Source organism: Pedobacter sp. GR22-10, assembly GCF_026239715.1.
Taxonomy (GTDB): Bacteria; Bacteroidota; Bacteroidia; order Sphingobacteriales; family Sphingobacteriaceae; genus Pedobacter.
Map to the genome: position 1 here is coordinate 733,775 of NZ_JAPIVR010000003.1, position 13,196 is coordinate 746,970.

Below are 13,196 nucleotides of genomic sequence, written 5' to 3' on the forward strand. Positions count from 1 at the left end.
TTATTTAATATCCTCTGCATCAATTTCATTGCCTTCTTCATCTATCTGCTGATGTTCATTCCAATTAGCGTCTTCTTGGGGCTTTACCTCAGGATTGACATTTTCAGCTGTTGCCTTTTCATCTTTTTCTCCGGGATCTTTCATGTTTTTCATTTTAAGTTTAAATCATAACAAAGCTTAACAGGCAATGGTTCGGGAATATTAAAAAGAACGAGCGTTTGAATATGGCCGTGCTTGCTTACTAAAAAAGGCTCCGGTAAGGGACGACCTTTTTTGGCTGAAGGTTAATCATGGTCCAGCTGCCTTAACAGTGCGCCTTCAGGTCTTGAAAAAGAGCATTTAACAAAAGTCACGCGTGGCATAATACCAAGGTCAGACAATCTTAATGCGGATAGGTCCTTTAATGTGATCTACATCAACAGGCATACCCTTTTGCGTGATCATTATTTTGCCCTGTTGATGCAGGCCAATAGCTACCTCGCGTATATTTTTCATGTGCTTACGCCAGTCGTCAGGATATAACCTGCGGGCAATTTCAGATGGGCAGGTGCTTTTTTCAGGGCCTCGTTGCTCGGCCATAAGCAAAATGGTAGCTGATATATCTGTATGATGTCGCATATGGGTTTAACCAATTAAACCTGATGATTGCTTTGAAAAGTGTTTTATATTCCGCTTAACTTATTAAGCCAAAGAAATTATAAAGGCTATTTATGTTTAGCATGTTAACCCATAACGTGTTTTTATTAACTAATATGTTGCAATATAGCTGTTATTGACTCGGAGGTAATGGTTACGGTGTGTGGCAGATTGAGTGGGATCTGCATGAAGTCGCCAGGTCCCATGTTAATGAAATGTTCACCAATATGACAGATGCAGGTTCCTTTTAAAATTAAGAAACTTTCATCCAGGCTTTCATGTACCTCTTCTTCCACATCGGTAGCGGAAATCACCAGCACCTGCATTACCCCATTTTCGTGGCGGAGTAGTTTTTCGAATCTTTCGCCCGAATAATTTTCCGGCAATAATGGTGTAACCAGCTCCAGCCAGGCATCGGCGTTTGATAAGGCACTAATAAGTGGTGTTGCTGAAAGCTGCATGTTTTGTTCAGCCTCCAGGTTGTTAAACATCAACGCCATTTTTTCATCCATTCGGGTATGGGGGCTTACCGCATTCCGGATGGCATCTTCTTCCAGAAAGGATTCAAGTTTGGCCAACTCTGCATGCACTTCGGGATATAATTTACGCATGCTTTCTACCAAAGAAACCTCTTCGGGATGGAGTGTGTTAATCAGATAAAGTTCCAGCATACCGCTGTTTAAAAATTCATTTAACTCCATCTGATGCATTATTCTTTTAGTTGTTGTCTTAAGCTGAAGATCGCCTCCTGCATACTGATTCCTAATATGCCGGCTGCCTCCTGAGTGCTGAAACCTTCTGAAAGTACCAGTCTTTTAATGCACCGGTTGTCATCGCTTTTTTTTACTGAATAATCTAAAAGATAATCTCTGGAAACCTTTCTGGCTATATTCAGCAGCCAGACCAGTAGCTTCCCCTTAATCATTCTGTTATTTTCAAGCTCGGCTTTAGCGATTTCAAATACCTTTTCCGTTAATTCATATGCCTTTGCATGGTCTCTGCAGAAAGTTGAAAACTGGCCATAAACAAGTGGACAATAACTTTCATAAAGTGCTTTATGGCAGTCATTGTTTTTTAAAAGCATAAGCTTTCTGATCTCTTCCTCACAGTTTGGATGGTAACGGGGCATTTTCTTTTTGATAAATATAGGCAAAATTGATGTGTTGAGAAAACAGTTTGTTAAAATGGCGAATCTAAATTTTCAGCGCTATTCCATTCCCTCTTAAAATAGTTTAATCAGTGGCTGTTTAATCTGTTTTGAGGTCAAAACATTCTTCCAGACTTAACATTAAAGATATATAGTGTTAAAAGTACACCTCTAGCTTTGCGGCATTAAAGCACTCGAAATATCCTGGTTATTAATTAAGAGAATGCCTATGTGAATCAGCCTCGACATGCCTTTAAACATTACCATACTAGCAAACCAAACACAAATCATTACTAACGATTAAAAGATGACATCATTTTCTTTTATTGCAGGTTTAAAGCCAACCTGCAGAAAATTGCTCTTGCCTATAGGATTACTGGCTATGAGCAATTTGCCTGTTATGGCCAGCAGCCATTATAAAAACGATCTGACTGTGGCCAGAAGCCAGGCTGCTTTTACGATCACTGGTACCATTACTGATGAACAGCATCAGCCCTTGCCAGGTGTAAGTATTTTCGATAAAAAAAATAAAAAAACAGCAGTAACTGATGGGAATGGAAAGTATACCATTTCTGTTCAGGAAGAGACCACACTGGTATTTGCTTTTGTGGGTTACACTACGCAGGAAGTGGCTGTGAGCAATGCAAGAACTTTAAATGTAATTTTAAGGGAAAGCAATAATACTTTGGATGAGGTGGTTGCCATTGGTTATCAGAAAGTAAGAAAATCTGACCTTACAGGCGCCATCAGTAGTGTAAAGGCTTCAGAAATGAACCTCACTTCACCAACAATAGGCCAGGCCCTGGTGGGTAAGGTAGCCGGCGTACAGGTTTCACAAACCAGTGGTGCGCCCTATTCCGGTACCAAAATCAGGGTTCGGGGTGTAGGTTCCATTAATGCCAGTTCAGATCCTTTATATGTCATCGACGGTTATCCCTCAGGAAATAATGTATCCATTAATCCTGAAGATATTGAAACGATTGACATCTTAAAAGATGCCGCATCTGCAGCCATTTATGGTTCAAGAGCTTCGGGTGGTGTGGTATTGATTACGACCAAAAGAGGCAAGGACGGGAAAGGTCATTTTGAATATGATGTGCAGGGCGGTGTTTCTCAGCTGGCTAAAAAAATTAAGCTGCTTGATGCCAATCAGTTTATTCAGTTACTCATCGACGGACGGAACAATGCCTATAAAGATTTATGGGTCAATTCTGGCAAAACATGGAATGATTCAATGTTTGGCGATGCCAATGCTACCCGTATTGCGAATGTGGGCAACGGGAGTAGTGTAAGTATCCCTTCTGATCTTTATAATTTTTCTACCCAGCAGGCCATTCCTGCACAATACAATACCGACTGGCAGGATGAATTGTATCGAAATGCAGCTTTCCAGCGTCATAATCTTTCTTTTAACGGTGGGAATAAAGATGTTCGGTATTTTATGAGCGGCGGTTATCAGGATAACAATGGTATCGTAACCAATACCAATCAGAAAGTCATCAACTTCAGGGCCAATATTGACGGAAATGTAAGTGAACGCCTGCATGTAGGAGCAAATGTGTCTTATACACAAAATAACAACCGTGAGGTGCAGGAAGGCCGGTACAATTTAAGTCCGATGATGTCTGCCCTGCTCTATCTGCCTTATCTTCCGGCACGTGATGGCAATGGCAATCCCATCCAGTTTGGCATGGCCTCACTGGCTTCTCAATATGGGATCCAAAATCCGGAAAACCCACTGGCTACTGTAGAACAGTTAAAAATTACCCGTAAGGGAAGCAGAAGCACCTATAATGCCAATGCCACCTATAAAATTTTAGACGGTCTTGATTTTAAAGCCAACCTGGGTACGCAAACCTATAATGAGAAATATGATTATTATCTGCCAACCAGCCTAAGCAATGGCAATAACCCGCCATACTCTACCGCATCGGTTACGGCAGCTAATGCCGTGGCCAGAACAGTGAGCCAGATAGATCAGCTGGCAGAATTTACGACGAACTATAGTAAAACAATAGGAAAACATAAATTAGATGTACTGGCAGGATATTCTGCACAGAAAACAACAAGTGATAGCATCCGTGTTTCGGCTAAAGGTTTTCAGAATGATTATATCGGGGAGATTTCAGATAAAGGTGCCGATCCAAGCTTTTTTGCCCTGGATAATGCCTCAAAAACCACCAATACCTTGCTTTCCTATTTTGGAAGGGTAAGTTACAATTATGCCGGTAAATACTTTTTGTCGGGAACTTTCCGTCGTGATGGCTCTTCCAGGTTCGGACCTTTAAATCAGTATGGTAACTTCCCTTCCATTTCTGCGGGCTGGAACCTTTCTGATGAAGAATTTTACCACAACTTTCTGGGCGAACATTCTACCGTAAAAATCAGGGCGAGCTGGGGTTTAAGCGGAAACAACAACATTCCAAATTACAGAACCCAGCAGCAAATGAGTGCACCCGGCGGCGTAGTGTTTGGCAATGCAATTGCTACGGCTATCTGGCCCAATTCAATCCAGGATGCGAGACTGGGGTGGGAATCTACCTCACAGTATAACTTTGGTACAGATATTAGTTTGTTCAGAAACCGTCTCTCTATCATGGCTAACTATTACCTCAGTAATTCTTATAACCTCTTATTTAATCAACCTATTTCAGCTGTTTCAGGCAGTGCTTCTATCCTTACGAATCTGGCAGACAGTAAAGTTCGCAATACCGGTTTCGATATTCAGCTGGATGGAAGGATCATCCAAACCCATGATTTCAGTTTAGGTTTGAGTGGAAACATTGCGCTGAACAGAAATAAAGTATTGGATATGGGCGGTGCGAGTACCATTCTAACCAATGGTGCCGAACGTTCTTACATGACCCACATTACACAGGAAGGTCAGCCAGTAGGTATGTTTTATGGTTTCAAGGTATTAGGTCGAATCACGGCAGACAACCTGGGTAAGGTAGCACCTTCAGCCTCTACCACCAATCCGGCTAAAATCGGTGATCTCTATTTTCAGGATACCAATGGTGATGGAATTGTAAATGATGCGGATAAAACAGTTATTGGTACGCCATATCCTAAATTTACTTATGGCTTCGCCTTAAATGCATCGTATAAAACGATCGATTTCAGGGCCTCATTTAATGGCTCCCAAGGCAACCAGGTGTTGGATGGACAGGATTATTACCTGTACAATTTTGAAGGCTCGGGTAACCAGTATGCCCAGGTGGCAGATCGCTACCGGAATGAAGCCAATCCGGGCAGCGGCTTAAATTACAGGGCCTCACGTGCCGGAACACAAAGTAACAATACCCGTTTATCCTCTTTCTATCTTCAGGATGGATCTTATTTCAGGTGTACCAACATTACTTTAGGCTATAGTTTCCCTAAAACCATTGCCAACACACTTAAAGTGAGTAACATTCGGGTTTATGCCAGTGTAGATAATGCCTTCACGGTTACCAATTATAAAGGTTATAATCCTGAGGTAGACTACAATGGCGGTGCTAACTTAACGCCTGGGGTAGATTATGGAAATTATCCGCTTGCAAGAAACTATAACCTTGGTATTAAACTGACCTTCTAGAATCTAATAAAATGAAAAAATATATTTTAATGGCTGCCCTGGGTGCTACAGTTTGCTTAAGTGCCTGTAAAAAAGAATTTCTGCAACAAAATAATCCCAATGCCGTAACAGTAGACAATTATTTTAAAACAGAAAGTGATGTTTCGCTTGCTGTTAATGGTGCCTATCAGGCCTTAAGAAGCAGCAATACCATTGGTGAGAACAGTGGTTTGTTTACTGATGAACGCTCTGATGATACCGGAAGAAACGATAACCAGAGTAATGCAGGTGAACCCTTCCAGTTTAATGATTTTTCGGTGTTGCCCAGTAACTCTTACTTAAAAACACATTGGCTGGCCCTTTATAATTCGATTGCCAGAAGCAACGTTATTTTATCCAATATTGATAAGGTTTCTTTTTCCAATCCGGCCACCAAAGCCAGTTATATTGCCGAAGCGAAGTTTTTAAGGGCCATCATGTACTTTGAACTGGTGCGCAAATGGGGCCCGGTTCCATTGGTCACCAAACAACTGGTCACTACCGAAGAGGTAACCGCTGCTACGTTCAGGGCTCCGGAAGCAGAGGTGTATAACCAGATTGTTGCCGATTTAAAAGACGGCTTGAGCAGTACCCTGCCTAATTTTCAGCCAACCGCTGGAATTGGCCGGGCTTCAAAAGCAGCCATTAATGCTTACCTCGGCAAAGTTTACCTCACTATGGCCGCAACGCTTACCAACAATCAAGCTGAAAATCTGGCCAATGCCAATACCTGCCTTTTGGCTGCCTATAATATGAAAACCTTCGGAAATTTATCCGAAATTCCATATGTGGATGTGTTTGATGTAAACAAAAAAACAACCTGTAAAGAATTGATTTTCCAGATCGCCAATAAACAAGGCGATGTAAATTACAGCTCCAGCATCGCCGCAAATAACCAGGCCAAAGGCGAAACCATCAACTCGATGAAGGTATCAACCGGTATTGGTGGAAACGTGACATTAGATTTAATTAATGAATACGAAGCTTCGGACCTTAGAAAAGATTTCTCCGTAAAATATGCCAATGATCCTATTGTGAAAGATTGGTTCATTACCAAATTCCGTGATGCCAGTTCATTGGCGACAGCGAACGGATATGGTGGCAACGACTGGATCCTGATGCGCTATGCAGATGTGATCCTGATGCTGGCCGAAGTAAATATGCTGCAGGGAAATGATGCTGCAGCCATTCAATACCTGGATATGGTGAGAACCCGTGCCGGAATGCCAAATTATGCGCTTTCTAAAACCAATGCTGCTTATGCCACTGCTTTCCCTACTTTAAAATTAGCCATTCTCCATGAACGCAGGGTAGAGTTTGCTTTTGAACACCAGCGCTGGTTTGATCTGATCAGGAATTTTACGGCAACCGAACTGGCCGCCTATTTAAAGGCTAAACCGCAATCTTCTTTCGGCATTGCCAAGCTGGCGAACGTAACCACTAAAGATAGATTCTTCCCGATTCCTTTTGATGAAGTAAAGCTTGATCCGGTAAAAATGTACCAGAACCCCGGCTATTAATCGTTTACCTGTATTTTGATAATTAAATGGTGGCTGAAAAACAGCCGCCATTTATCAATCTCCATAGATTTATAAAAAATGACTTATAAAACCTGTTTTAAAAAAGGAAGCTGTTCACTGCTTTTATTAGGCATATTGATGCTATCCTCCCGGACTGCCGTTGCACAACACCCTGACCAGAAACTGGCTGCCGTATTCAGTAAAGGCCATAACCAAATACTGGTTGCCGCCCACCGTGGGGATTGGAGAAATACACCTGAAAATTCGATGCAGGCGCTTTTAAACAGCATAGAAAAAGGCTTCGACATCATGGAACTCGATGTTAAAATGACAAAGGATAGCCAGATGGTAGTGATGCATGATCAAACCATCGACCGAAGTACAAACGGAAAAGGAAAGGTGAGTGATTATACGCTGGCCGAAATCCAACAGTTTAGGTTAAAAAATGGTCTGGGCAGAACAACCCCTCATCGGATTCCAACACTGAAAGAAATGATGCTGGCTGCAAAAGGTAAAATCATCATCAATGTGGATAAAGGAAATGACCACCTCAAAGAAGTATTCCGGATTCTTCAGGAAACGGAAACCCTTAACCAAACCATTGTAAATATAGGCGATAACCTGAGTTTTGATCAATTAAAAAGCCATGAGGTCATTCCGGCAGAAGCGTATCTGATGGTGGTGGTGAACATGAAAGGAACTGATGCCCTCCCGATTATGAAAAGCTACCAGCCCAATAAAAGAAGTATTATTCAGCCTGTTTTTGATACCGATACCTTGAAAAACCTGAAAATGCTGCCTGAAATTGCTACAAAACAAGTGCTTTGGCTAAATAGCTTGTGGCCTTCCTTAAATGGGGGGCATGATGATGACCTCGCCGTAGAAGAAAACAAAAAGAAAGAAAGCTGGGGCTGGCTTATTGAAAAGAAACCCGCTATTCTGCAAAGCGATCGCCCGGCAGAATTGATTCTTTATTTAAAAAAGGCTGGCTTACATTTTTAATATGTTCCTTCTGGATTTAAGGATTTATAAGGGGTTCATTTGCTTATGATCATGTTGCCGGAACAATAAATGGGCAAAAATAATATGGCCGGATCTAATGATGCTCAGGAACAGGTATTCGATGAAAAATCATTCGAAGACCTTTACCGCCGGATGTACCCCACCTTAAAAAAGTATGCAGTTTACCTGGTAAAAGACAGAGAAGAAGCACAACTGATCTTAAATGATGTGTTCATCTCCATCTGGAAAAATAATCTTATCCCCGCCAACGAAAAGGCCTATCTTTTCCGGGCAGTCAAAAATGCCTCAACCAATTACTATAAAAAAGCCAGGGTAAAACTCTGGCATATAGATGGTGAAGATGAAACACCCGAAATAACAGATCTTAAAGAAACACCGGCGCAAAGCTTCCAGAATAAAGACCGGAACCGCATGCTCTATGCTTTAATCGATCAGATGCCAGAAAGGCGGCGACTGATTTTCTACCTGTACCGGATTGATGGTTTGAGTTACAAGGAAATAGCGGCTTTATTGGATATTTCAGTAAGAACTGTAGAAGACCACCTGGTAAAAGGTTTTCAGTTTCTTCAGCAAAAAGTATTAAATAACAAATCAGAATTTAGGTAGGCTGCTCCTTAACAATTTATTCATGTAACGTTAACAACTTGCGGCCCGTAGTGCAGCTCTGATTCTTGTCTTGTAGGTATAAAGGCATTAGAATGGATCAGGAAACCTGGAAATTAGTACTTGCATATGTAGCAGAAAAAGAGCGTAACGGTGGGCGTAATTTAGAAGTTGAATTGCTGGAGCAAGACCTTAAAGATTGGGCTGGTAATGATCCCGATCGGCTGGAGCAATTGGAGCAGGCACTGCACTTGTGGGAAGATACAGCAACTCTGCACGAGGATCATTCTTGGCAGGAAAGTTTTGCAAGTATTAAACAGCAGTTGGAGCCTGCAAAAACCAGAACAATCAAAAAATTAAACTGGTTGACCATGGCAAGTGCTGCCGCAATAACCGGTGCACTGGTATTCTTCGTTTTTAAGAATCAAAAACAACAACCTGTTTCAGAAAGCGCAATCACCTGGATAACCGAGAAAGCCGCTGCGGGCAAGATAATCAACATATTGCTTCCTGACAGTTCAGAAATATGGCTGAATGCCGGCAGTAGCATCAGCTTCCCTAAAAACCTTAAACATGCCGCCATCAGAACGGTGAAGTTAAACGGAGAAGCATTTTTTAAGGTAAAGCGAGATCCCGCACATCCTTTTGTTGTGAGGAGCCAGAATATTCAAACCAGGGTACTGGGCACCAGCTTTAATATCCGTGCCTGGAAAAATAATCAGCCAGAAGTAACCGTACTGACGGGCAAGGTGGCAGTTTCGAGAGATTCAGCAGGTAAACAATCAGTTGCCGTTCATCTATTGCCCAATCAACAAGCAATTTACGACTTAAAATCCAACCGCTTGAGGTGTCAGAACGTAGAAGATGCACAGGCATCAGTTGATTGGAGGGTTGGCAAAATGTATTTTGATAGAACCCCGATGGAAGAGGTATTTCAAACCATCTCCAGAAAATATGCAGTGAAGATCATTTCCGATCAGTCATTCGACAGCTGTGAACTCACTGCAAAGTTTAACAATGTAAGCATCAGTGAAGTGTTGCGCACGCTGGCGCTCACATTTAATATTCACTATACCATTAACAAACAAACGATTTATATAAAAGGAGGTAAATGTAATTAAATACAAACGATAAGAAAGCTGCAGCATGTTGGCGCATGCCGCAGCTAAGAAATTTTAAATTTTATTTTAACCCATCAAGATTAAAACAAACAAAGTTATGAAAAAGTCAGCAGTGACTGGTCAATTAATTTTTAGCGTCATGCGTTTTTTTACCCTTATTTACATCATGCTCTCTGTTATGTTCTTTGTAGGACAGGCATCACCCGTAAATGCACAGCAACTAAACGTTAAAGTAAGCATCAACATTAAACAAGGAAACTTAACTACACTTTTCAAAACCATCGAAAAGAAAACCAGTCTCTATTTTGTCTATACCAATAAAGATAATATAGATCATTTGCAAATCAGTAGTTTAAGGGTTGATAATGAATCTGTAAGCAGTGTGCTCGGCAGGATATTGCCACCCTTGCAACTTACCTACCTGATCGAAAAAAACCAGATCATTATCAAAAAATCAGTGCGCGTAAAAGGTAAGGTAACCGATGAAAAAGGTTTACCATTACCTGGCGTAAATGTAATAGAAAAGGCAGGTAACAACACTACCACCACCAACCTTAACGGCGATTACAGCCTGAATGTAACCGATAATTCAGCCACGCTGATCTTCCGGATGATGGGCTACCAGACCAAAGAAAGCCCAGTTCGTGGTGCAACCGAATTAAACATTAGCCTCATTCCTGATGAAACAGCGCTTTCTGAAGTAGTCGTTACTGCCCTGGGTATTAAACGTGCTGAAAAAGCATTGGGTTATTCTATTGCTACAGTAAAGGGCTGCGATGTGAATACCGTAAAAGAAGTAAATGTAGTGAACTCGTTGGCAGGAAAAGTGGCGGGTGTGAATGTAGTGAGTACAGGTTCAGATCCCGGGGCAAGCGCATTCATCACCATCAGAGGGCAATCATCTATCGCAACAGATAACCAGCCACTGTTTGTGGTGGATGGTGTTCCGGTAGCGCATTCACTCCGTGCCACAACAGAAGTTGGACGTTCATCGGTTGATTATGGAAGTCCGATTGCAGACATTAGTCCGGATGATGTAGAAAGCATTACGATCCTTAAAGGTGCAAGTGCTGCGGCACTTTATGGCAGCAGGGCAGGAAGTGGCGTAGTGCTCATTACCACTAAAAATGGTTCGGCCGGTAAAAAAGGATTGGGCATTAACTTCAACTCCAACGCCATGTACGATCAGGCCTGGATGTTTCCTCACTTTCAACATACATTTGGTGGTGGCGAATATACCGATGATCCAGCTTCTTCTACCTCCTCTGCCTGGGGTCCAAGGCTTGATGTAGGGACCAAGCATCTGCAATGGAACAGTCCGCTTGATGCCAATGGAAAACCAATCGCTACAGATTGGGTATCCTATGGCAATAATCCACAGGATTTTTATGAAACCGGAAGCACCTACACCAATAATATGGCCATTAGTGGAAAAAATGCAGATGGTAATTACCGCCTATCTTATACCAACCTCATCAATAAAGGCATAGTGCCCAACACTGATTTAAAAAGGAATACCCTGAACCTCTCTGCAACCTATGTGTTGCATCCTAGGCTAAAAATCAGTTCCAATGTAGGCTATGTAAATAACCAGAGCGATAACAGGCCATCAGCCTACCGGGAAAGTGTTACCCAGATGTTGTACTCGCTTCCTCCAAACATGAATATCAACGACCTGAAGAATTACTGGAAACCGGGAAGGGAAAACATCGAACAGTTTTCTGCAGATGATTCTGATAACCCATATTTTGTTGCCTACGAACACACCAATGGGTACGACAGAAACCGTTTGACCGGGAATGTGCAGGCCGTTTATGATATCACCAAAGAGCTGAGTTTAATGGTGCGGACGGGTTTGGATTTGTACAATGAAATGCATGAAACCAAACGCCCTTTTAGTTCGAAAAGGTTTAAATATGGCGGGTACGGTGTAGACAATTCTTTTTTTAAGGAACAAAATACTGATTTTTTACTCAGCTATAAGAAACTGCTGAACCAGAATTGGTCATTCAGTCTTTCGGCGGGTGGCAACCAGATGAGCCAAACCAACCGGAGTACGGCACAGAAAACAGAAAGCCTCAGCATTCCGGGGGTATATAACATTAGCAACGCTCAGGCGGGTACCATTGTGAATTCACAATACAATTCACGTAAGCACATTAACAGTTTGTATGGCTTAGGTCAGGTCTCATTTAAGGATATGGTTTTTCTTGATTTAACAGGAAGAAACGATTGGTCGAGCACTTTACCTGCCGAAAACAACTCTTACTTTTATCCATCTGCATCATTAAGTACCATTGTAACGGACCTGTTCAAAATTAAATCTGATGCAATTTCCTTTATTAAATTAAGGGCTAACTGGGCACAAGTGGGTAGTGATACCGATCCCTATCAGTTATACAATACCATTCCATTTAACCAGGACTGGGGCGATGTAAAAAGGGCCACCATTGAGTTTAACCTGAAGAATAACTTCCTGAAACCGGAAATTGCAACCTCATATGAATTTGGCGGCGATCTGCGCTTTTTTAAAAGTCGGGTAGGTATAGATGTAACCTGGTACAAAACCAATAAAAGAAACCAGATTATTAATATTCCAACAACCATTGCCTCCGGTGCTTCTAACCGCTTAATCAATGCCGGGAATATTCAAAACAGCGGTTGGGAAATTGGTTTAAATGCTGTGCCTTTTAATGGTGCCTTTAAGTGGGAAACCAATGTAAACTTTACGAAAAACGAAAATAAGGTGATTGAGCTTTCAGCAGGTTTGAAGGAATACTCCATGGGGAGTGCCGATGGTGATAACATCCGTTACCTGATTAAAGAAGGAACTAAAATTGGCGACTTTTATACACCAAGTTATACTAAAGTAACCAGTGGACCCAATGCCGGAGCAGCCTTATTGGATAAAACCGGGCATTATATCCGCAACAATGCTGAATATATAAAAGTAGGCAACTATAATCCTGATTTTACCGTAGGCTTTAACAATACCTTTAGCTATAAAAACTTCACCTTAAATGTGCTGTTAGACTGGCGCAAAGGTGGTAATTTTTACTCCTACGTGGTTAAAAGCCTGATTAACGCAGGCTTAACCGATAATACCCTTGCAGGCAGGGATGCACAAACAGGTGGCTTGCCGTGGACAGATTCGCAGGGTAGAAAGCGCAATGATGGGATGATCATTCCGGGTTATATCGCAGATGCCAATGGCAACCTGACCGAAAACAAAATGATTATTGCCGCTGCCGATTTTTATAACAATACATATAATAAATACTATGAAAGGTTGACCTATTCGGCGTCGTTCCTGAAAATCAGGGAAGCTTCATTAACCTATGTATTTCATCAAAAGCTTATCCGCAAACTCCCCATCAGTAACCTTTCCATATCCCTGATCGGAAGGAATCTGTACACCTGGACAGCCAATGGATTGGGTTATGATCCGGAAACAACCATGAGTGTTACCGAAGGCTTTAAGTTAGGGGTTGGCCACTGGACCTTGCCTGGCACCCGCTCCTTCGGCTGTAAACTAAGTTGTAATTTTTAAT

Annotated in this window: 10 protein-coding genes; 6 read left to right on the plus strand and 4 right to left on the minus strand. The window is 41.9% G+C overall.

What is annotated here, in order from left to right:
* The 4 genes from OQX64_RS15880 to OQX64_RS15895 form a co-directional block, all read right to left on the minus strand.
* Entirely contained in the window at window positions 1-144 is a 144-nt protein-coding gene (locus OQX64_RS15880; RefSeq protein ID WP_265819496.1) for a hypothetical protein, read from the minus strand.
* A 228-nt stretch (window positions 145-372) separates the two neighbouring features.
* The gene (locus tag OQX64_RS15885) at window positions 373-618 is read right to left on the minus strand and encodes a DUF3253 domain-containing protein (RefSeq protein ID WP_265819497.1); all 246 of its coding nucleotides are present in this window, start codon (window positions 616-618) and stop codon (window positions 373-375) included.
* Between the two features lie 125 nt (window positions 619-743).
* On the minus strand, window positions 744-1,337 hold the full coding sequence (locus OQX64_RS15890) for a cupin domain-containing protein (RefSeq protein ID WP_172406486.1): 594 nt from the start codon (window positions 1,335-1,337) through the stop codon (window positions 744-746).
* 8 nt (window positions 1,338-1,345) lie between these two features.
* A complete protein-coding gene (locus OQX64_RS15895) occupies window positions 1,346-1,789 on the minus strand; it encodes a hypothetical protein (protein ID WP_265819498.1) in 444 nt (147 codons plus the stop codon).
* Between the two features lie 301 nt (window positions 1,790-2,090).
* Here OQX64_RS15895 and OQX64_RS15900 point away from each other — a divergent pair, with 301 nt between their 5' ends.
* The 6 genes from OQX64_RS15900 (at window position 2,091) to OQX64_RS15925 (ending at window position 13,195) form a co-directional block, all read left to right on the plus strand.
* Window positions 2,091-5,360 (plus strand): SusC/RagA family TonB-linked outer membrane protein, encoded by a 3,270-nt coding sequence (locus OQX64_RS15900; RefSeq protein ID WP_265819499.1) that lies wholly within the window; start codon window positions 2,091-2,093, stop codon window positions 5,358-5,360.
* An 11-nt stretch (window positions 5,361-5,371) separates the two neighbouring features.
* Window positions 5,372-6,898 (plus strand): RagB/SusD family nutrient uptake outer membrane protein, encoded by a 1,527-nt coding sequence (locus OQX64_RS15905; RefSeq protein ID WP_265819500.1) that lies wholly within the window; start codon window positions 5,372-5,374, stop codon window positions 6,896-6,898.
* Window positions 6,899-6,976: 78 nt separating this feature from the next.
* On the plus strand, window positions 6,977-7,900 hold the full coding sequence (locus OQX64_RS15910) for a glycerophosphodiester phosphodiesterase family protein (protein ID WP_265819501.1): 924 nt from the start codon (window positions 6,977-6,979) through the stop codon (window positions 7,898-7,900).
* Window positions 7,901-7,969: 69 nt separating this feature from the next.
* The gene (locus OQX64_RS15915) at window positions 7,970-8,527 is read left to right on the plus strand and encodes an RNA polymerase sigma-70 factor (protein WP_265819502.1); all 558 of its coding nucleotides are present in this window, start codon (window positions 7,970-7,972) and stop codon (window positions 8,525-8,527) included.
* 92 nt (window positions 8,528-8,619) lie between these two features.
* Window positions 8,620-9,645 (plus strand): FecR family protein, encoded by a 1,026-nt coding sequence (locus OQX64_RS15920; protein WP_265819503.1) that lies wholly within the window; start codon window positions 8,620-8,622, stop codon window positions 9,643-9,645.
* A gap of 97 nt (window positions 9,646-9,742) precedes the next feature.
* Window positions 9,743-13,195 carry a SusC/RagA family TonB-linked outer membrane protein gene (locus tag OQX64_RS15925; protein WP_265819504.1) on the plus strand — a complete coding sequence of 1,151 codons (3,453 nt, stop codon included), beginning with the start codon at window positions 9,743-9,745 and terminating at the stop codon, window positions 13,193-13,195.
* Window position 13,196 lies beyond the last annotated feature (1 nt).

Bases quoted from the DNA above. Each gene is read 5' to 3' on its own strand.
- OQX64_RS15890 (WP_172406486.1), bottom strand. From the start codon at position 1,337: ATGGAGTTAAATGAATTTTTAAACAGCGGTATGCTGGAACTTTATCTG.
- OQX64_RS15915 (WP_265819502.1), top strand. From the start codon at position 7,970: ATGGGCAAAAATAATATGGCCGGATCTAATGATGCTCAGGAACAGGTA.
- OQX64_RS15880 (WP_265819496.1), bottom strand. From the start codon at position 144: ATGAAAGATCCCGGAGAAAAAGATGAAAAGGCAACAGCTGAAAATGTC.
- OQX64_RS15925 (WP_265819504.1), top strand. From the start codon at position 9,743: ATGAAAAAGTCAGCAGTGACTGGTCAATTAATTTTTAGCGTCATGCGT.
- OQX64_RS15885 (WP_265819497.1), bottom strand. From the start codon at position 618: ATGCGACATCATACAGATATATCAGCTACCATTTTGCTTATGGCCGAG.
- OQX64_RS15900 (WP_265819499.1), top strand. From the start codon at position 2,091: ATGACATCATTTTCTTTTATTGCAGGTTTAAAGCCAACCTGCAGAAAA.
- OQX64_RS15905 (WP_265819500.1), top strand. From the start codon at position 5,372: ATGAAAAAATATATTTTAATGGCTGCCCTGGGTGCTACAGTTTGCTTA.
- OQX64_RS15920 (WP_265819503.1), top strand. From the start codon at position 8,620: ATGGATCAGGAAACCTGGAAATTAGTACTTGCATATGTAGCAGAAAAA.
- OQX64_RS15910 (WP_265819501.1), top strand. From the start codon at position 6,977: ATGACTTATAAAACCTGTTTTAAAAAAGGAAGCTGTTCACTGCTTTTA.